General features: G+C 68.1%; 15 protein-coding genes and 2 pseudogenes. 8 read left to right on the forward strand and 9 right to left on the reverse strand.

All coding sequences use genetic code 11. The features are described 5' to 3' along the window. Nucleotides 1-151: 151 nt before the first annotated feature. The 3 genes from ML5_RS21195 to ML5_RS21205 are packed head-to-tail and all read right to left on the reverse strand — an operon-like array spanning nt 152 to nt 3,113. Nucleotides 152-2,296: a tetratricopeptide repeat protein gene (locus ML5_RS21195; protein ID WP_013476090.1), complete on the reverse strand. Its 2,145-nt coding sequence runs from the start codon at nt 2,294-2,296 to the stop codon at nt 152-154. Nucleotides 2,297-2,326: 30 nt separating this feature from the next. Further along, nucleotides 2,327-2,884, reverse strand: coding sequence for a DUF6879 family protein (locus ML5_RS21200; protein ID WP_013476091.1), 558 nt, complete (start codon nt 2,882-2,884; stop codon nt 2,327-2,329). Between the two features lie 7 nt (nt 2,885-2,891). Beyond that, nucleotides 2,892-3,113, reverse strand: coding sequence for a hypothetical protein (locus ML5_RS21205; protein WP_013476092.1), 222 nt, complete (start codon nt 3,111-3,113; stop codon nt 2,892-2,894). A 335-nt stretch (nt 3,114-3,448) separates the two neighbouring features. Here ML5_RS21205 and ML5_RS32105 point away from each other — a divergent pair, with 335 nt between their 5' ends. The 4 genes and pseudogenes from ML5_RS32105 to ML5_RS32900 form a co-directional block, all read left to right on the forward strand. Next, nucleotides 3,449-3,847, forward strand: a complete 399-nt coding sequence (locus ML5_RS32105; protein ID WP_128136011.1) for a hypothetical protein — start codon at nt 3,449-3,451, stop codon at nt 3,845-3,847. A 156-nt stretch (nt 3,848-4,003) separates the two neighbouring features. Next, the gene (locus ML5_RS31230; protein ID WP_143766952.1) at nt 4,004-5,128 is read left to right on the forward strand and encodes a hypothetical protein; all 1,125 of its coding nucleotides are present in this window, start codon (nt 4,004-4,006) and stop codon (nt 5,126-5,128) included. A 334-nt stretch (nt 5,129-5,462) separates the two neighbouring features. After that, a pseudogene (locus tag ML5_RS21215) lies at nt 5,463-6,554 on the forward strand (IS256 family transposase). Nucleotides 6,555-6,689: 135 nt separating this feature from the next. Then, a pseudogene (locus ML5_RS32900) lies at nt 6,690-6,821 on the forward strand (IS3 family transposase); the annotation flags it as partial. Here the strand turns inward: ML5_RS32900 and ML5_RS21220 are convergent. The 4 genes from ML5_RS21220 to ML5_RS21235 form a co-directional block, all read right to left on the reverse strand. Next, nucleotides 6,797-8,251 carry a GH1 family beta-glucosidase gene (locus ML5_RS21220; protein WP_013476094.1) on the reverse strand — a complete coding sequence of 485 codons (1,455 nt, stop codon included), beginning with the start codon at nt 8,249-8,251 and terminating at the stop codon, nt 6,797-6,799. The pseudogene ML5_RS32900 and the gene ML5_RS21220 sit on opposite strands and share 25 nt — an antisense overlap. Then, a complete protein-coding gene (locus ML5_RS21225) occupies nt 8,248-9,147 on the reverse strand; it encodes a carbohydrate ABC transporter permease (RefSeq protein ID WP_013476095.1) in 900 nt (299 codons plus the stop codon). The genes ML5_RS21220 and ML5_RS21225 overlap by 4 nt, the downstream gene beginning before the upstream one ends. A gap of 10 nt (nt 9,148-9,157) precedes the next feature. Beyond that, nucleotides 9,158-10,090 (reverse strand): carbohydrate ABC transporter permease, encoded by a 933-nt coding sequence (locus tag ML5_RS21230; RefSeq protein WP_013476096.1) that lies wholly within the window; start codon nt 10,088-10,090, stop codon nt 9,158-9,160. Between the two features lie 64 nt (nt 10,091-10,154). After that, entirely contained in the window at nt 10,155-11,408 is a 1,254-nt protein-coding gene (locus ML5_RS21235; protein WP_236619251.1) for an ABC transporter substrate-binding protein, read from the reverse strand. 303 nt (nt 11,409-11,711) lie between these two features. Here ML5_RS21235 and ML5_RS21240 point away from each other — a divergent pair, with 303 nt between their 5' ends. The 3 genes from ML5_RS21240 (at nt 11,712) to ML5_RS21250 (ending at nt 16,182) form a co-directional block, all read left to right on the forward strand. Then, the gene (locus ML5_RS21240) at nt 11,712-12,707 is read left to right on the forward strand and encodes a LacI family DNA-binding transcriptional regulator (protein WP_236619252.1); all 996 of its coding nucleotides are present in this window, start codon (nt 11,712-11,714) and stop codon (nt 12,705-12,707) included. 960 nt (nt 12,708-13,667) lie between these two features. Then, complete coding sequence (locus tag ML5_RS21245) at nt 13,668-14,897, forward strand: serine protease (RefSeq protein ID WP_013476099.1); 1,230 nt, start codon at nt 13,668-13,670, stop codon at nt 14,895-14,897. A gap of 217 nt (nt 14,898-15,114) precedes the next feature. Continuing rightward, on the forward strand, nt 15,115-16,182 hold the full coding sequence (locus tag ML5_RS21250) for a glycoside hydrolase family 43 protein (protein WP_069089513.1): 1,068 nt from the start codon (nt 15,115-15,117) through the stop codon (nt 16,180-16,182). A gap of 325 nt (nt 16,183-16,507) precedes the next feature. Here the strand turns inward: ML5_RS21250 and ML5_RS21255 are convergent, their stop codons facing one another. Both ML5_RS21255 and ML5_RS21260 read right to left on the reverse strand, forming a co-directional pair. Next, nucleotides 16,508-16,858 (reverse strand): hypothetical protein, encoded by a 351-nt coding sequence (locus ML5_RS21255; RefSeq protein WP_013476101.1) that lies wholly within the window; start codon nt 16,856-16,858, stop codon nt 16,508-16,510. 315 nt (nt 16,859-17,173) lie between these two features. Then, nucleotides 17,174-18,712 (reverse strand): ricin-type beta-trefoil lectin domain protein, encoded by a 1,539-nt coding sequence (locus tag ML5_RS21260; RefSeq protein WP_013476102.1) that lies wholly within the window; start codon nt 18,710-18,712, stop codon nt 17,174-17,176. A 357-nt stretch (nt 18,713-19,069) separates the two neighbouring features. On the opposite strand from ML5_RS21260, the gene ML5_RS21265 reads away from it, so the two are divergent. Continuing rightward, complete coding sequence (locus tag ML5_RS21265) at nt 19,070-19,600, forward strand: hypothetical protein (protein ID WP_013476103.1); 531 nt, start codon at nt 19,070-19,072, stop codon at nt 19,598-19,600. The last annotated feature ends 4 nt before the right edge of the window (nt 19,601-19,604 follow it).

The following is a 19,604-nucleotide window of genomic DNA, read 5'->3' on the forward strand; positions in this document are numbered from 1 at the left end:
CCAATGGAGCAAGCAGTGGGAGACGACCGGTACCCACTGATCGCAGGTGCGGGGAACGGGCGATCCATCAGCGTCAGGCAGCGCCGGCATCTCCTCCGCCGGACTGTGAAGAGAACTTGGGCCACCGCAGTGTTGATGGCTGCATGTCCGGCTACGGCCCCTTAGTCATGTCGTGTTGTGCGATGTTGCGGCGGACGGCGTTGGCGTGGGGGTCTCCGAGCGGGTCGAGAATTTGGAGTGCTTGCTGCCAGCAGCGCTGCGCGTCGTCAGTTTGGCCAGTGGCGTGGAAGGTGTCGCCGAGAGCTGCGAGGGTGAGGCCCTCGCAGCGTCGGTCGTCGAATCTGCGGAAGAGTTCCAGGGCTCGCTGATGCTGTCGAAGGGCCTCGTCGAGTTGGCCGGCCCGCTGGTACGCCAGGCCAAGTGGGTAGGAAGCCCAGGCGATGCTCCATTGGTCGTTGATGCTGCCGAGAATGGAGACGGCTTCCTGGTAGTGGGCGATGGCGGTGTCGAGGTGTTCGCGTGCGCGGTGGCAGTTGCCGAGGCTGAGCAGCGACATGCCTTCGCCTCGGGTGATGCCATGGTGGCGGAAGACCTCCCGCGCTTGGCGGTAGAGGTCCATGGCTTGGTCGATCTGCCCGAGTTCCTCGTGGATGAGGCCGAGGCCACGCAGGCAGAATCCTTCCACCCAGTGGTCGCCGACGTCACGGCTCGCGTCGACGCCCTGGCGGTAGCAGTCGAGGGCGGTCTCGCGCTGCTCCATCCGCCAATAGGCGTCCCCGAGGCAGCGGAAATTGGCGGCCTCGCCAAGGCGTGACGCAGCCGAGCGCGCAGCGCGCAGGCCGGTGAGGTGGACGTCGCGCCAGTCGGCCCAGTACGACTTGAGCTCGAAGAAGCCGTCACTGACGACGGGCAGCTGCCAGGCGATGTCGTGGTCACCCAGCTCGTCTGCTTGCCGAATGGTGTCGAGCAGGTTCAGTCGCTCCTGCTCGAACCAGGCCATCGCCTCGGCCACGGTGCGGACAGGAGTCAGGGGGACGTCGGGGTCGGCTGCGGGGAGGGCGATGGCGTGGGAGTAGGGGAGGATGATCTTCCGCCCTTCCTCCGCCATCCATAGGTACCAGGTGTAACCGCGGCGTCGTGATTGGCGCTGCTGTTCGGGTGTCTCCTCTGCCTGCGCGCGTTCGAGGGCGTAGGCACGCAGAAGATCGTGGAACAAGTACCGATCGCGAGCGGGGTTCTGCATGAGGTGTGCCGCGGTGAGTTGGTCGAGGAGGCTACGAGCTCGGGGCAAGCTCACGCCAGCGGCCGCTGCCGCTGCCGCGACGGATATGTCGGAGCCTGCGTGCAACCCGAGGAGCCGGAAGAACCGCGCCGCATCCTCGGGCAACGCCGAGTAGGACCAGGAGAACACCGCACGTACGTCGGACAGTTCGTCATCGCCGATCGTGAGGGCGTCAAGCTGGTGGTCGGCCAGCGCGAGGTCCGCCACGAACTCGGCGAGGGTGACGTAGGGGGCATTGGCGATGCGTTCCCCGATGATCCGCAGGGCTAGCGGGAGGTAGGCGCAGCGGCGAGCGAGTTCGCCGGCGGCCTGTGGTTCGGCGCGGACACGGTCTCCGCCGATGCTGTCGCTGAGTAGCGCGATCGCTTCTTCGGGGGACAGGACGTCGAGGGTCATCCGTGACGCTCCTTCCCGCGCGATGAGGCCGGAGAGCCGGCTGCGGCTGGTGATGATCGCCATGCAGGTCGGTGTGGCGGGCAGCAGTGGGCGGACCTGGCCGACCGTGGACACATTGTCCACCACGATCAGGATCCGTTTGCCGGTCAGAGCGGAGCGGTAGAGAGCGGCGCGTCCGTCGGTGTCCGTCGGGATCTGTTCGGCCGGTACGTGAAGGGCACGCAAGAAGGTGTTCAGTGCTTGTCCGACGTCGAGGGCCGGTCCCGGGCCGTAGCCGCGCATGTCGACGTAGAGGTCTCCGTCGGTGAACCATGTGCGGGCCCGGTGGGCCCAGTGAACGGCCAGCGCTGTCTTGCCGACCCCGGGGGCGCCGGCGATGGTTGCGATGGTCGTTGACGTGCCCTCGTCTGCTGTCGCGTCGTCGTGCGCCGGCAGAGTCGCGTCCAGTTGCGTAAGGGTCTGCTCGCGGTTGACGAAACGAGCGGTGTCGAGGGGAAGCTGGCGAGGCGGCGGGGGAGGCGGTTCCCTGCGCCCGAACAGGTTAACCCCGCCGTGTACCGTACCGGCCTGGACGACGGCCCCAGCACCGCCGGACAACTCGTTGCGCGCGGTGTGCACGGTGCCTCCTCCCCGACGGCGAACTACAAGTTAGGGGGAGCTGGGCTGAAGCTGATCCGCGCACTGCCGGTAGGGGATGGCTTCCGCTACGGCCGCATCACGCCACAGATTGGCCTGCACAATTTTCTCAGGCTCGCTGATCAGCTCACCGGAGACGAACCGCCCCGCCTCGTCGTAGTACATCGCCACGAGCTGGGAGGAGTCGAACAACCAGTAGTCGTAGTGCGGCAACCCGGCTGGCCAGTCGTCGCCGGAGACCACGATGAGGCGAACGTCCTCGCCCGCCTCGACGGTGTGCTCGTAGGCCCAGCCGCACTCGAACCGCACGTAATCTGACAGTGGCTCGACGACGACGTGGACCCGGTGCATGCGCTTGCCGGCCGACGCAGCCGCCCGCACGGTGTCGCACCACGCCGCGATCCCGGGAAACTCCCCACGGCTCTCACCGGCCAGGAACCGTGCGAACTCATCCTGCTCGTACGACACGTCGTACCGCTGCAGCGTCTCCAACCGGTAGGCCGTGTAACGGAAGTCGCGGAACAGCCGGTTGAACTCGTCGTCATCCAGAGACGTAAAGGAATGGGTCAACCCTCGATCACCGCTGCCCCGACTCGCGATAGCGCTCAATGGCGCCCAGCACGACCTCGGCAGGGATCCGAACCGCACCCTCGCCAGGAAGAACGTTCTCCAGCTCGCCGTAGGTGTCCTCATCGACCAGGTTCCCCTGGACGACCAGATCGCCGCTCTCACTCAGGTAGACCGTGGGACAACCGTTGCCACCCGATCCCGGGTCCTTGTAGAGCTTGGTCAGCTTCATCGCGGCCTCCTTCAGAGGGGAAGCAGACGACAGGCCAGTGCCGTCGGTGAGGAGGGTAATGCGTAGCGTAGTCGCCGGACAAGCCGATATCAGATGCCCGATCATAGTGACCCGGTAGCGCGCCCGTCGTAGATGCCTCAGTGTGAGGCTCGCCGAGGTGGGCCGAACCCGGAACCGGATCTCGCCGCCTGGCGCGAGGTCGTCGGTGGCATCTGTTGCACAAGCTCCTGCCAGCAGTTGCGAGCCGTCTGTAACATCCAGGCGGATGGATGAGCGCCGTGGTTGTAGTTGATCTTTAGGGTGCCCGAGGTCGGACGCTTGGAGGTGAACAGACAGTGGATCCGCTTCTGCTTGCTGCCGCCACGACACTCGTCGCGTGGACGACCACCGAATTGGCTCAGGGCGGTCGCTTGGCAGTATCGGCGCTGATCGACTTCCTGCGAGAGCGATTCCGGCGCGAGCCCGGGGCGCGAGAGGCCATTGAGGCCGTGCTTCACCAGCCGTCATCGGATGCCGCTCGTCTGCTTGCCGAACTGCTGCATCGCGAGACGTTGCGGGACCCAGCGTTCGGTGCCGAGTTCCACACTCGATGGGAGCAGGCCAGCAAGGCTGTCGCAGCGAGTCTGGGCGGAGTAGCAAACTCAATCTCCGGTGACGTCAGTGGGCCAGTGGTGCAGGCCCGTGATGTCCATGGAGGTATCTTCTTCGGCGACGCCGGCACCGGGCGACGCTGACGGTGACGTCGAATCAGTGGAACGGTAGACGGCCTGAGTCGACTGAGTGATTGCCCCGGGCACGTCGCTTCCCTGCCGGTGCTGATGGTGGGCAGACAGGAGAGCCGTGCTGGGACGGGTCGCACCTGAACGTCAACTCCCCGAGCGTAGGTAACTGTGATCACCCATGACGAACTCGCTGACTGGATCTTGATCGTCTTGGGGGACCTTGGCGGCAGCGCCACCCGAGCCCGGGTCCTTGACGTGATGGAAGGGCAGTTTGGCGGTTGTCTTGCGGCCGACGACCGCGGGCGGCGCAAGAGGGGAGAAATTGTCTGGAAGAACAACGCCTCATTCGCCCGGGACGGGCTCGTCAAGGCGGGACTACTCTTATCGAAAACGGTATCTGGGCACGGTACGTGGACGTTGTCGCCCGCAGGGAAGCGGAAGTCTCAGGCCCTGCGAGCGAACCAGGACGCACCGCTCTGCCCGTCATTTCGTTCGATCGCGGCCAACGTAACTTGGTCCACGGCTGCGGGGCGGTTGGTCGGACTGGTGCCTATGGAGCCCACCTTTACCGACAACGCTCTGCTCGCCCTAGCGATCCAGCACTCTGGCCAGATCAAGATCCAACGCTTCACCTCCTATGAGGAGGCCCAATCCGGCGCCGACTGGGAGTGGTGGATCCGCGATCGATACGGGTACGCAGGGTTCCGGGTCCAGGCCAAACGGGCGAATCCGGTAACGGCGCAGATAGCCCTCGATCAACGGGCGGCGACCACGGCTTCCTTTGAGAAGCAGATCGAGGTTTTCGTCAATCGATGCCGAACTGACAACATCCTCGGCCTGTACTGCATCTACAGCGACTGGCAGCCCAGCAGGCCTCAACTTGCCGGTCCGGGTCCGTGCCCGCACGGACCCGCTGACCTTGCTCAATGGGGTTGCACAATCGTGTTCGCCGAGACCGCGCTCCGCTTGACGGCGTCGAATCAGCGCGATGCCGACACCATGTTATGCAACGGCATGCCCTGGTATCACCTGGTCTGCCAGGCCGGCGCGAGCGTGACCATCGGAGTCCGCCGCGTAGTTGAACGCATGGTGAAAGCTGAAGTGGCGATCCGACCTGAGACTGACGAGGCTGAAGAACTCCCAGTTATTCTGTCACCGGCAACACAACCGCCCGCCCAGGTGGCAGCCTTCTTTCAAGGCGACGTCCAGGTGCTGGATCCGTGGAGTGGCCTCACTGGGGTGGTGCTGATCGACGCCGCAGCAGAGACGACATCTGCCATTAGACGTAGGTGACCATGCCGGCCGTGGCGTCGGCCGGCATGCCGAGTTCGGCCGGTCGCTCTCGGGGGCCAGCCTGCTCCCGAACAATATGAGGAAACCCAGACGTGCGCATCTCGGCGACGAGTTCACTGCTATAGACTTTCGGCATGAGCACCCATGCTGAGCATGGGTGCCGCGAATTTGGGTCCGAATCCCCCCTCGGACACAAACGATAACCCCACGGTGCGCGCTGAGATCGGTTTCAGCGTGCACCGTTTGCGCTTCAGGGACTGCGTAGATTTGCGTGTTTGACCTGGGTGTGGTCCGTTGGACAGGACGTTGATCCTTGTCCGGGAAGGACCACGTCATGGCAGACAAGAAGAACGCTGTTCAGCTTCCTGAACCGACGTCGGCGGAGGTGGAGTTCGCTCAGCAGTTGGTCGAGCGGGCCAAGGCCGACGGAGTGTCGTTGGTCGGGCCGGGTGGGCTCCTCGCGGGGATCACCCGGACCGTCCTGGAATCAGCGCTCGGTGCGGAGCTGGATGCTCACCTCGACGAGGCTGGCGTCGAGGAGGCCACCGGCCGGCGGGTCAACATCCGTAACGGGCACGGTGCGAAGACGGTGCAGACCGAGGTTGGGCCGGTGCGGATCCCAGGTCCCGCGGGATCGGACGGGTTCGTTCACGCCGCGGATCGTCCCGAAGCACACCCGCCGGCTGGACGGGTTCAACGAGGCGATCCTGTCGCGGTATGCCACAGGGCTGACCACCGGGGAGATTTCCGCGCATCTGGCGGACGTGTATGACGCCGACGTGTCCCGGGAGTTGATCAGCCGGGTCACCGACGGCGTGGTGGACGAGATGGAGGCTTGGCGGCAACGGCCCCTCGACAGGGTCTATCCGGTGGTGTTCATCGACGCCCTGGTGATGAGGATCCGCCAGGGGCAGGTCGCGAACCGGCCCGTCTACGTCGTGGTCGGTATCAGCCTCGACGGGGAACGCGACGTGCTCGGTATGTGGGCCGGTACCGGCCGGGAGGGCGCCAAGGAGTGGGCCGGTTACCTCACCGAGCTGCGCAACCGCGGTGTCGAGGACGTGTTCATGGTCTGCTCTGACGGCCTCAAGGGCATGACCGACGCGATCGAGCAGGTCTGGCCGCTGGCGGTGCACCAGCAGTGCGTCGTGCACCCTGGCCGCAGTTCGTGCCGTTCCTGGACTACGACCACGAGGTCCGCAAAGTCCTCTACACGACCAACATCATCGAGAGCCTGAACGCCCGGTTCCGTCAGGCCGCCCGCCGGCGGGGCCACTTTCCGGCCGAGCAGGCCGCGATGAAGGTGCTCTACCTCGTCGTCCAGCAGAAACGTAAGGGAGGCGGGAGCATGACCGGCCGGGTCTACGGTTGGGCCAAGGCCCTCAACGCCCTGATCCTCGCTTACGGCGACCGGATCGCCATCTAACAATCCCGATCACACCACAGGCCCAAACACGGAAATCGACACACTCCCGGGAAACATCACCTCCCCGCTTGGGGAGGATCGAGAGATGGCAGGAACGAAGCCGTATCCGCTGGAGTTGCGGGAGCGGCGGTGCGGATGGTGGCGGAGGTGCGGCCGAACTACGAGTCGGACTGGGCGGCGACCACGGCGGTGGCGGCCCGGCTCGGGATCGGTACGGCCGAGACGTTGCGCAAGTGGGTCCGTCAGGCGCAGGTCGACGATGGGCAGGTGGAGGTGCGTTTCCGCCACACCCGCAAGCGGTCACGCAGCCAGTGGTAGCTGGCCTTGGGCGTACGGGATCCGGTGCCGTAGTCGACGTGGGCCAGACCGAAGCGGGGCCCATACCCGCGGGCCCACTCGAAGTTGTCGATGAGCGACCAGTAGAAGTACCCTCGCAGATCGAGCCGGTCGTCGACGGCGGCCGCACGGGCCGCCGCCGCCAGGTGCCCGGCCACGAACGAGATCCGTTCCGGGTCCGGCTCGGGTTCGTCCCGCAGGTCGGCGCAGCCGTTCTCCGTCACGTACACGGCAGGCAGGCCCGGGTAACGGTCCGCGAGCCCGGTCAGGGTGTCGAAGAGCCCTTGCGGCTCCACCGGCCAGCCCAGGTCGGTGGTGGGCAACCCGTTTGGCCGTAGCTGCCGGACCCCGATGTCGAACGCGCTGCGCAGCGCCGGGTCGGGCTGCTCGTATGGGGCGTCGGCGACGTGCACCCGGTAGTAGTAGTTGACACCGAGGAAGTCCAACGGTGTCGAGATCACCGCCAGGTCACCGTCCCGGCGGAACGACAGATCGCTCACCCCGGCGTAGAGCCGCTCGAACCCGGACGGGTACGCGCCGCCCAGCACCGGATCCGTGAACTGCCGGTTGAGCATGAGGTCCTGCCGATCCGCCGCCGCCCGGTCGGCCTCGGTATCGCTGGCCGGCACGGCGGGGGAGAGGTTGAGCGTGATGCCGACGCGCGCCCGCGGGCCGGCGGCGGACCGGACTGCGGCGACCGCCCTGCCGTGCCCGAGCAGCAAATGGTGGGCGGCGGCCAGGGCACCGTGTCCTTCGGCGGCGCCGGGCGCGTGCCGGCCCTCCGCGTAGCCGACCATCGACGAGCAGTACGGCTCGTTCAGCGTGATCCAGTCCTGGACCCGGTCACCGAGGACGCCCGCCACCGCGGCGGCGTACTCGGCGAACCACTCGGCGGTATCCCGTACCCGCCAGCCACCCTCGTCCTCGAGCGCCTGGGGCAGATCCCAGTGGTACAGCGTGACGAACGGCCGGATGCCGTGCCCGCACAGGGCGTCGACGAGCCGGTCGTAGTAGTCGAGGCCCCGCCGGTTCACCGCGCCCCGCCCTGCCGGCATGACCCGTGGCCAGGCGATCGAGAAACGGTAGGCGTCCACGCCGAGGCCGGCCAGCAGGTCCACGTCCTCCCGCCAGCGGTGGTAGCTGTCACAGGCGACCGAGCCGGAGGTGCCGTCGTCGACGGCACCGGGGCGGCGGCAGAAGGTGTCCCAGATCGACGGCCCGCGGCCGTCCTCGTCGACCGCCCCCTCGATCTGGTACGCCGCGGTGGCCGCGCCCCAGCTGAAGCCGGCCGGCAGGTCCGGCAGCTCGGGCAGGTCCGGCTGGGTTGCGGCCGCGGCGGCACCTTGGGATGTGGTGGTCATCCCTTCACCGCCCCCTGCATGATGCCGTCGACGAGATGCCGGCCGAGGAGCATGAAGACGACGAGGATCGGCAGCGTGGCGAGCAACGTGCCGGTCAGCGTCAGGGTGTAGTCGGTGGTGTAGCCGCTGGCCAGTGCGGAGAGCGCCACCTGCACGGTCGCGTTGTTCTGCAGCACGACCAGCGGCCAGAAGAAGTCGTTCCACGCCTGCATGAAGGTGAACAGCCCGAGCACCGCCGCGGCGGGGCGGGCCGCCGGCAGGACGATGTGCCAGTACAGGCCGAACGTGCTGGACCCGTCGACGCGGCCGGCCTCCAGCAGTTCGTCGGGCACGGCGCGGCCGAGGTACTGGGTCATGAAGAAGACGCCGAACGCGGTTACCAGCCCAGGCACGATCACGGCGGTGAGGCGTCCGGTCCAGCCGAGGTCGGCCATCAGGATGTACAGCGGGATGATGCCGAGCTGGTGCGGCACCATCGAGGTCGCGATGGCCACGACGAGAAGCGCCTTTCGGCCTCGGAACCGCAGTTTGGCGAACGCGAACCCGGCCAGGGTCGAGAAGAACACCACGGAGACGGTGATCGAGCCGCTGACGATGAAGGAGTTCATCAGGGCCCGGCCGAAGTCGGTCGTGTCGAACACGCGCGCGATGTTGTCGAAGAGGTGCCCGCCGGGCACCAGGGCCGGCGGCACCTTCGTGACGGCGTCGCTGGTCTGCGAGGACACGACGATGGACCAGTAGAGCGGGAAGACTGACCCGGCCACGACCGCCAGCAGGGCGCCGTAGCTCCAGACCGAGCCCTTGCGTGGGTACCCGAAGCTCCGGCGCCGGTGGGACCGGCGTTGCGGCGGCGAGGGTGTGGTGCCGGTCTGTGCGGGGTCCGCGAGGGTGGTCACGGCGTCCTCCTCAGTCCTCGTCCTTGGCGATGCGCCGGGTGAGCAGGAAGTTGATGATCGCGAAGATGGCGATGACCAGACAGAGCGTCCAGGCGACCGCCGAGGCGTAGCCGAAGCGGAACTCCCGGAACCCCTGCTCGTACATGAACAGGGCGACGGTCTGGAACTGCCGGTCGGAGCCGCCGGTGGGCGTCTGGGAGCTGGCGAACAGCAGGGGTTCGGCCATGATCTGCAGGCCGCCAATCGTCGAGATCACCGTGGTGAAGATGATCGTCGGCCGCAGCATCGGGACGGTGATCCGCCTGAACTGCTGACCCTGCGACGCGCCGTCGAGGTCGGCGGCCTCGTACAGGTGGTGCGGGATCGCCTGCATCGAGGCGAGGTAGATGAGGGCGTTGTAGCCGGTCCACCGCCAGGCGACGATGAACGAGATGGCCAGGTGGGAGCTCCAGGTGTTGGCCTGCCAGTCGATCGGGCCGATGCCGACGAGGCCGAGCGCCCAGTTGACCATGCCGAAGTCGCGGCCGAACAGCTGGGTGAAGACGATCGTCACCGCCACGATCGAGGTGACGTTGGGCAGCAGCACGCCCATCCGTAGCGCGGTGCGGGCCCGCAGCCGGTGGTTGAGCAGGTGGGCGATCCAGAGCGCGGCGAGCAGTTGCGGCACGGTGGACAGCACCCAGATGCTGAGTGTGTTGCCCAGGGCGTTCCAGAAGTACGCGTCCTGCAGCATCTCGCGGTAGTTCGCGAGGCCGACCCAGCGGTGCGACCCGGAGTCGAGCAGGTCCCAGTCATTGAACGAGACGTACGCCGTGTACAGCAGCGGGAACAGCCCGAACGCGCCGAACAGCAGGAAGAACGGCAGGATGTAGAGGTAGGGCGAGCCTTTGGTGTCGAGCCGGCTCAGGCCGGCCCGGCGGGCCTGGTGGAGGTAGGTGGCCATCGTCGATCCTTCGTCGCCGGGGGCCGCCGGCGGTCAGGGGCGACCGCCGGCGGCGCGGGTCGAGTTACTTGGCGAGGCGCTCGACGTCGCTGACCATCTGCTTCCAGGACTCGTCGGAGCTTTGCTTGCCCTGTTCGATGCGGACGAGGGCGTCGCGGATGGTGGTCTGCACATCCCCGGCTCGCGGGCCCTGGTGCTGGGGCTTGAGTTGCTTTGCCGCGGTGGTGAAGAGCTGGCCCACCGGGGCGTTGTTGAAGAAGGCGTCCTTGTACTGGGCAATGTCAGGCTTGTCGTACAGCGCCGGGATGGACGGCAGGTTGCCCCGCGCGGTGAACACCTTGGCCTGCTGTTCCGGGGCGGTCAGCCACGCCGCGAGCTTCTTGGCCTCCTCGATGTGCTTGCCCTGCTTGGGAACGGTGAGGTACGAGCCGCCCCAGTTGCCGCCGCCGCCCGGGACGCTCGCCACGTCCCACTTGCCGGCGGCATGCTTCGCCTGGTCCTTGATCTTGGCCATCATCCAGGCCGGACACGCTATGGTGGCGAACTGGTCCTTCGCGAAGCCGTTGTTCCACTCCTGCGAGCTGCCGATCAGCCTGGCCGACAGGCTGCTCTGGATCGCCGTCACCGTCAGGTCCCAGGCCTTGCGGACATCGGGGTTGGTTCCCACGACGATGCCGTTGTCCTCGTTGTAGTACCCGACCGGGGCCTGGCCGATGATGGCGTTGAACAGTTGGCCTCCGCCATCGAAGAAGGCGCTGCCGGCCGGGGCCTTCGCCGCGTACCGCTTGCCGAACTCGATGTACTTGTCCCAGCCGCTGCCCCAGGCGGCCGACACCTGGTCGCGGTCGAACGGCATGCCGGCCTTCTCGAACAGGTCACGCCGATAGCAGATGGCCAGGCCGCCGACGTCGGTGCCGTACCCGATCTGCTTGCCGTCCTTGGCCAGCGACGCCGCCCACTTCCAGTCGAGGTACTCGGACTGGCGGTCCTTGCCCAGGTCGACGAAGAGGTTGCCCCGCTCGCGCATCTGCGCGATGAAGCCCGTGTCGACGCCCTCGATGTCGCCCGCGCCGGAGCCGGTGGCCAGGTGGGTGATCAGGTCGCGATGATGGTCGTTGTAGGCGGCCGTGCGCTCCTGGATCGTGATGTTCGGGTGCGACTTCTGGTACTCGGCGTACAGGTCCTGGTACCCGAAGTTGCCGAACAGGTTGACGTTCAGGGTGATCTTTTCGTTGCCGCCGCCGGAGCCTCCCTCGGTGCCGGTGCCACACGCGGTCAGCAGTACTCCGGCGGCCAGGGTGGCCGCCGCCAGTCGCAACAGTCGTTTTGGGTGCATGCCAGGGAACCCTTTCGTGCGATGTAACCGGTTACCTGAAACCGGTTACATTGTCGGCGAAGCGATGGTGGTGGGGGTGGGTGGAGTTGGATGAAGATCGGATGCCGGCTGAGTTGCGGGTGACCGCCGGTGAGCGCCTGTCCTGGGAAGTGTGAACGGGTTCGGCTAGGGGGTGTCAAGTTACGAAACGGTAACGGTCGATGCGTCTTGACCGGCGGACATCGCTGGCGTTACGGTCGTGAAACCGGTTACAGAGAAGGCACCACATTGACCACAATTAGGGAGTTGGCGCGCCGCTCCGGCGTGTCCGTCGCCACCGTGTCCCGCGTCTTCAACACCCCCGAGGTCGTCAGCCAGCACACCCGCCAGCGCATCCTCGACCTGGCCGCCGAGATCGGCTACCTGCCGAACGGGTCGGCCCGGACGCTCGCCACGAAGAAATCCAACATGGTGGGCCTGGTATGGGACACCGACCATCGCCGCCCTGGATGGCGCCACCCGTTCCTGCAGGAGATCCTCGTCGCGCTCAAGACGGCGCTCAGCGCGCACGGGCTGAACCTGCTCATGCTCGCCGGCCACGACGCGGCGGGGCCCGACGACGGGCAGCGATACGTGCGCGCCGTCCGCCAGCACAATCTCGACGGCGCCGTCATCATCGACAACGGCACCCGGGACCCAGCCGTGCTCGCCCTCGTCGAAGCCCAGGTGCCGTGCGTCGCTCTCGACCTGCGGGTCGACGGCCCGACGTCGACCTACATCACCTCGGACAATGCCGGCGGCGCGGCGCTCGCCGTGCGCCACCTCGTCGAACGCGGCCACCGGCGCATCGCCACCATCACCGGCCCGCTGCGAACCTGGCCGGGAACCGAACGGCTCGTCGGCTTCCGGGCCGCTCTGGCCGGGGCCGGCCTGCCGCTCGCCGACAGCCACGTCATCGAGGGAGACTTCTATCTCGACGGCGGTCACGCCGCGATGAACCGGCTGCTCGCCCTCGACGACCGCCCTACCGCAGTGTTCGTCGCCGGTGACGAGATGGCTGTCGGCGCGATGCGCGCGGCCCAGGCGGCCGGCCTACGGATCCCCGACGACATTGCGATTATCGGCTTCGACGACATCGAAGTGGCCGCGCTGATCCCGCCCGGGCTCAGCACCGTCGCCCAAAACAAGCCCGGCTTCGGCACGGCCGCCGCCGAGGCGCTGGTCGCCATGCTGCACGGCGGCGACGACCCGCCCAAGCCGACCGTGTTGCCGACGACGCTGGTCGTCCGCGGCTCCACCTGACCCGAACCGCGCGACGTCGGCGCCGTCCCGCTCTGGATCGTGCTGCTGCTCGCGGTTGCTGTTGCCGGAGCCGCTGGCACCGCCCCCGCAACCGGGCCTGCCTCGAGCGTCACACCCGTGCCTGGACGAGGTCGCGGCCGGCGGTGGCTCGAATGATCCGGGGCCAGGTCCATGCGGCGCGCAGGATGAAGGCCAGAGGAGCGGGTCCCACAGTTCGAAGTCTTGATGGCGGCCATCGGGCGATGGAGCGACTGGGTCTCGTCGCCCGCCCGAAGTGGTCACCGAGGCCGGGCAGAACGGAAGGCTTTGGCCTGCGGTGATGTGGGCGATGAATCCGGTGTGACCTCCCAGAGAACTCCGGAGTGGTCACGCGCATCGCTCCCCGCTTGACTGGTGTCGGCTGTTGTCTCGAAGCTCGCTGACGTCAGCCAACAGGGCTTCGTCGCGTCACCGCATGGCACGGATGCCATCGCGGTGACGTCGGCATGCATCCCGGGGGCTGAGACTCGAATCCCACCCGAAGCCTGCTGACCAGGGCATCGTGCTCGGTGACCTCTTCGGCGAGCCCGAAGGTTCATGCAGCCGGGTTTCCTGACCGACGCGACGTTGTCCGGGCGGGGAGGTCAGCTAGACCCCGGAACGACCGCGACGCCCGAGGGCGTGGTCACCGATCGACCTGCGGTCGTCACATCCGACTGAAGCTGTCGATGCCTCCGTCCGCAGCCGCAGGAGGGCCGGGGCGTTACGCCATCTCGGCATCCCCACGGACCCGCGGGGGCGGGCGACCGTGCGGCGCTCCGGCCTCGCTGCCGGGCCGGCCGTCGAAGGCGAGCGGACGGGCGCGGGCAGCCGTTCGATTTGGCGGTACCGCATCCCGCCATCAATCGATACTCTTCTATAAGAGCTCGTGCGAGGGAGCCCGTCGGAACGGCATCCGCCGTTCCTCGGAAAGGAGTGCGGATGAGACACATGTTGCGGCGCGGTGCGCGATACGCGGCGGTAGTGCTCGGCGTGTGGGCGCTCGGGGTGAGCATGCTGCCCGCGTCCGCCTCCGGGGCGAATCCGACCCGGCCGGTGGCTCCGGCGTCGGTCCGGGCGCCGGAGGCTGCACAGTTCTCCGCCGAAGGCGTCACCACGGTGGGTGAGCTGCGCACACTCGACACCACCCGCACCGCCGACCGGCCGGGTGCGCGTCAGCTCATCCGGCATCCCGGCGCCACGTACGTCAAGGTCCACTTCAGTGCACTGCGGCTGAACGAGGGGGACTACGTCACGGTGTCCAGCCCGGATGGCCGGGAGACCTACCGGTACGACCGGAGCCTCGACCGGACGACCGGCTCGGACTACACCACCGACGGCGGGCCGGGCTTCTGGGCGATGTCCGTGACGGGGGATACCGCCGTGGTGACGCTGCACAGCGCGCGGCCCGCTCGCGCGGTCGTCGACATCGACCGGTTCTGGCGAGGGTACGACCAGGCCGAGATCGCCCAGCACAACTTCTCGACCACGTCCGTCTGTAGCACCGACGCCCGCCGGGACGTGGTCTGCTACCAGAGCACACACCCCACCGAGTACGCCCGGGGCCGGGCGGTGGCACGGTTGCTCATCGGTGGCGGCGGACTGTGCACCACCTGGCGGGTCGGGAACACCAACCGGATGCTGACCAACAAGCACTGCTTCTCGACCCAGTCCGCGGTCAGCGCCAGCGAGGCGCAGTTCAACTACCAGTGCGCCACCTGCGGTGGCAGCAACCCCGGCCCGGGCACGAAGGTGAGCGGTGCGACCCTCTACCGGGTGAGCAGCGGTGGCTCGGGTGAACTGGACTACGCGCTCTACTCGGTGAACAATTTCGCCGCGATCCAGGGGTTCGGCACGCTCTACCTGAGGACGACCGCGACCAGCACCGGCACCCGGATGTACGTGCCCGGGCACGGTGATGGCAGCCCGAAGCGACTGTCGATCTACGAGGACACGCAGAACGGTGGTGTCTGCACGGTGCGCAACGCGAACTACAACACCTGGAACATCAGTTACAGCTGCGACACCTCGGGCGGCAACTCGGGTTCCCCGGTACTCGACGCCAATCACCGCGTCATCGCCCTGCACCACCTCGGTGGGTGCCCGTCCAACCAGGGGGCGAAGGCACACCTGATCTACAACGAGATCGCCGGGCTGATCGACAACGGCTGACGGGCGCTTGCCGGTGGCTCGCCGACCGCACCCGGCGGCCGGGCCACCGGCGCGTCGCGGTCGCACGCGCCGGCCGACGGTCGGTCCGTTGCCCCCACCCGCACTCGATCCGAGTCGTTGGTTGACACGACGAGCGTCGATTGGTCAGTCTGGGAGAGCGCCCTTGCGCGCCGGGAGGTCAGCCGCCTCTCGATTCTAGCGGGAACCGGTCGATGCCATGAGACGGCAGCGGATGCTCGGCAAGCTCCTCGTCGCCGTTCTGCTCGCCGCGGCCGGCTTGTGGCAGGTGGGGTTCGTCTACTCGCCGGCCGAAGCCGCGCAGAGCATCCGTGCGGCGGATCCCAGTGTCATCCGGGTCGGCGGCACCTACATCTCCACCCAGTCGGTCGGTGACGGCATCGCCGTTCGTCAAGCCTCGTCACCCGACCAGTTGAGCGGGGCGGTTCAGCGCCAGGTGTGGACGGACACCCGGGGCCGCGGCGGCGTCTGGGCACCGGAGATCGTCCTTGACGGTGGACGCTACTACATCTACTTCGCGCTGGGCGCGGGCAGCAGTCGCCGCACGTTCGTGATCAGCTCGACGTCGCCGGACGGTGGGTACACCGCCGAGCAGAAACTGGCCCTGCCGGACGACAAGTGGGCGATCGACGGGTCGTTGTTCACGTTCAACGGACAGCGCTGGTTCGTCTGGTCCGGATGGGCCGGTGACACCAACGTCGAGCAGAACATCTACCTCGCCAGGATGAGCAGCCCGACCACGCCGGTCGGGGCGCGCTACGTCATCTCCCAACCCCGGGAGCCGTGGGAGCGGGTGGTCGGCAACCCGTTCATCAACGAGGGGCCGGAGCCGATTCGAGACCCGAATGGCCAGTTGCACATCGTCTACTCCGCCAACGGCAGCTGGAGCGACCAGTACTGTCTCGCGGACCTGCGACTGCGGGCCGGAGGCGACCCGACGTACGTGTGGGACTGGTACAAGTCCAACGGCTGCCTGTTCGGCTCGAACCGGTCCACCATGATGTCCGGCTGGGATCCGACCCTCTACGTCAACGGCCCCGGGCATCACACCTTCGTGCTGCTGCATGGCGACATCGCCACGAGCCCACCGGCCGGGCCGCGATTCCCGCTGATGTTCCACGCGGTGCCGAAGGGAACGCCCTACACCTGGAGCAACCGGTTCTGGTACACCGGCACTTTCTGCTGGTGGGGCAACACCACCTACCGGCGGGCTAACGTCCCCGGCCCGAACACCGACACCGGCTGGAGCCTGAAGTTCTTCGAGTAGCGGTCGGTAGGGGGACCACACGGGCGGCGGACAGCGCGGACGCCACTCGTGCCCGCGTGTCGGCATCCGGGCCCGCCCGGTGGCGTGCAACAGGAGCGTGCCGGGGCGGGAGGGAACGGGCCCCGGCCTGCCGGAAGGCCGCCGCCACGTGGCCAAGCTCCACCTCGCCCAGCGGCGAGTCGGTTTCGGCTGCGGTGAGGATATCGAGGGCACGTGTGCCGGCTCGTGGTGAGCCATCGTCCCTCTTCGAGGGCGGGCGCCGGTGCCGGGGTCCACGGCTTGCTGAACTGGCGTCGCGCGTGTGTCCGGTCCACCCCGCGCAGGGTCAGCCGGCGACCTGGTCGAGCAGTTGCAGCAGGTCGTGCGCGGCCAGTTCGACGTCTTTGTGCCGCCACTCCGAGGCGCGGTAGACGCACGCGACCAGACCGGACCGGTGGACGCGGCGGAAGTCGCCATAGGCGAAGGCGTACCGGGCCTTCGTCTCCTCGTTCGCACCCTCGGTACGGCCAAGGAACCATTCGCCATACTCGCGCCACGAGTGCTTGTCGAGGTAGCCGTTCTCGTCGGTGGCCCGGGGCTGGACAACGCCCCAGTCACTGTCGAGCACGTACTGGCGCGCTTCGATGAGCCGCCGGGCGCGGACGACAGCCGCCTGATCCACCGAGTACGAGGCCATGCCCGGCAGTATTCCCCGGCGAACGATCCGCCATGCCTACCGAGGTGGCCTCCAGGGTTCGGTCCGGCCATCCTGACTGGCGGAGTAGCGGGTCCGCCTCGGCGGGCTCGTCGGTCCGCCGGGGCCGTCGGTCACCGTGGGCGCAGCGCGGAACCGGCTCGCCAGCACCCGCGACGAGGGTGATCGGCGCACCGTTCGACACCGGTCACTGCCGGCGACGGCCGCACCTGAGCTGGCACGTCCCGGAGCGACACGGCGTGCCGCCGTCGGCCCACCTCGGACCGTCCCGGGCGGGACGCCGTGTCAGGCCTCGGATCAGCCGGAGCGCCACTTCTGGTTGGCGGTGCCGGCGCACTCCCAGAGTTGCAACCGCGCACCGTCGTTGCCGTTCCAGTCCTTGATGTCGACGCACTTGTTGGCCTGCGGGTTGACCAGGTCGCCGGCGGCGGACAGCACGAACTGCTGGGCCGGGTTGCCGCTGCAGGTGGCGATCTGGATGACCGCGCCGTTGTCCCGGGAGCCCCAGGCGACATCCATGCACATGTTGTTCTGCGTGCGCAGGCTGCCGCCGGTGAACGTCCACGCCTGCGCGGCCGTGCCGTTGCAGTTCCACGCCTGCAGCGGGACTCCGTCGGAGAAGTTCGAGTTCGGCACATCGACGCACTTGTTGTTCCAGTTGCTGATGATCCGGGTGCCGGAGCCGCCCCCGCCGGTGGTGACCAGACTGAGTCCGAAGACACCGAGGATCTCGTTGACCGGCTGGAACCACATGGTGCCGCCGGTGGTGCAGTTGCCGGATCCGCCGGAGGTGACTCCCTGGGCCTGATCGCCGGAGAGCCAGGCGCCGCCGGAGTCGCCGCCCTCGGCGCAGGCGTTGCTGCGGCTGAGCCCGTAAACCGCGCCCTGCGCGTAGTTGACCGTCTCCTCCCGGCCCAGCAGTACGCCGCACCGCCAGCCGGTCGTGCGTCCCGACCGGCACACGGAACTGCCGATCACCGCGTCCCGGGACCCGGCGACGGGAGCGTTGCCGCCGGCGTAGTTGTTCACCCAGGGCCGCGGCGTCCAGTCGGCGTTGGTGCGGACCCAGGCGTAGTCGTTGCCCGGGAACGACGAGCCGGCGAAGGTGCCCTGGGCTGCGTTATTGAAGCCGCGGGTGGGGCTGCCGGCGGCTCCGCAGTGCCCTGCGGTGACGAACCCGCCGACCACGGCGAAGCCGACGGAGCAGAGTACGTTGCCGTTGATGACGAACTGGTCGCCGCCGCGGATGTCGTACATCGGGCGCGGCGCGTCGGGCGCAGGCGCGTAGCGAACGAGCGCGTCGGCGAGGCCGGCGCCGCGCACGAACGCTCGGCCGGTGCGTTCCTGTCCCGGTGCCACCCGCACCACCACCTGGTTGGCGGCGACGTCCACGTACCAGCCGCGGACGGCGGCCCCGGGCGGTTGACCGGCGGCGCTCCGGTCCAGGGCGGTACGCGCCGATGTCAGGCTCGTGAGCGTCCGAGGGACGAGCCTGGGCCGGGCTCCCTCGGCCCGCACCGCGTCGGCCGCGGAGGCGTCGGTGACGGCGACCGTGAGCGGGCCGTCCGTCTCCAGCCACGAGCCGGCGTACCCGGTGCCGAGGCGCCCGCGCAGCCGTCGGTCGACCACCGCCGCGGCGGCCTCGGCCGCGAGGCGGGCGGTGAGTTGATCGTCGGTCAGGTGCAGGTCGCGGCGCATCGCGGCGGCCATGCCGAGCGGCAGGCCCGCCACGGCCGGCCGTGCTTCGGACTGGTGGGCGATGTGAGCCGCCGCGGGGACGGCCGGGACAGACAGGCCGAGCATCGCAGCGGTGAGCAGCGCAGTTGTCTTGATCATCGAACTCCTTCCGGTTGTTCGTGACGCACCGGAGGCGGCGCGGGAGAGCGCTCTCAGCCTGAAACCGTAAACAATCCTTGTCAATAGATTGGACTCGATTTATTCCCCAGTTGAGCGGCCGTCGCGCCCGTCTCGGCGGATCGACGGGACGAGCGCCGGTCACCACCCGGACGTCAGCGGGAGCTCCACGTCTGGTCGGACTGGCGGTTGCCGGAGTCCCATATGGTCGACCGGGGTGCCGTCCACCGTGACGCACTGGTGCGGGCCGTCCTGGTCGTGTTTCCTAGGCGACATTGCGTCGTGGCGCCTGTGCGGGCACCGCTCGGAGCGGTGGTCATCTGCACCTAGACTGCGCCGATGGATGCTGAATTCGCGGCCAACGCCGCGGCCACCGCCGCGATTTTCGGGGTCTTCGGGATCGTCTGGTTCGGCTGGGCGCAGGAGGCACCGCCCAAGGCGTGGCGTCCGTGGCTCGGCATCGGTTCGGTGTTGTCTCTGGTCGCAGCGATCATCGGCGGCATCGTCACCGCACGCACCTGGGACAAGGGCAGTTCCGTGGACGAGAGGACGGGGCCGGTCTTCGGGGTGATCGTCCTGATCGAGGTGGTCCTCTGTGCCGTCGGCGCGATCTGGCTCCGGCGCGCCGGCCGCACCTCCCTGGTTCCGGTTTGGATCGCCCTGATCGTCGGCCTGCACTTCTTCCCCCTAGCGCCGCTTCTGGGGTATCCGGCCCTCGCGATCTGGGCCGCGCTCGTCGCCCTGGTCGCGCTCGTCAGCGTCCCTGTCGCCCGACGGTGCGACTTCACCCCCAGCGCCGTCGTCGGTGCCGGCACGGGTGTGGCCCTCCTGGCCGGAGCGGCGACCGCACTGGTGCACGCGCTCACCTAGGTGT

Origin of the sequence: Micromonospora sp. L5 (genome assembly GCF_000177655.2) — a bacterium.
Lineage (GTDB): Bacteria > Actinomycetota > Actinomycetes > Mycobacteriales > Micromonosporaceae > Micromonospora > Micromonospora aurantiaca.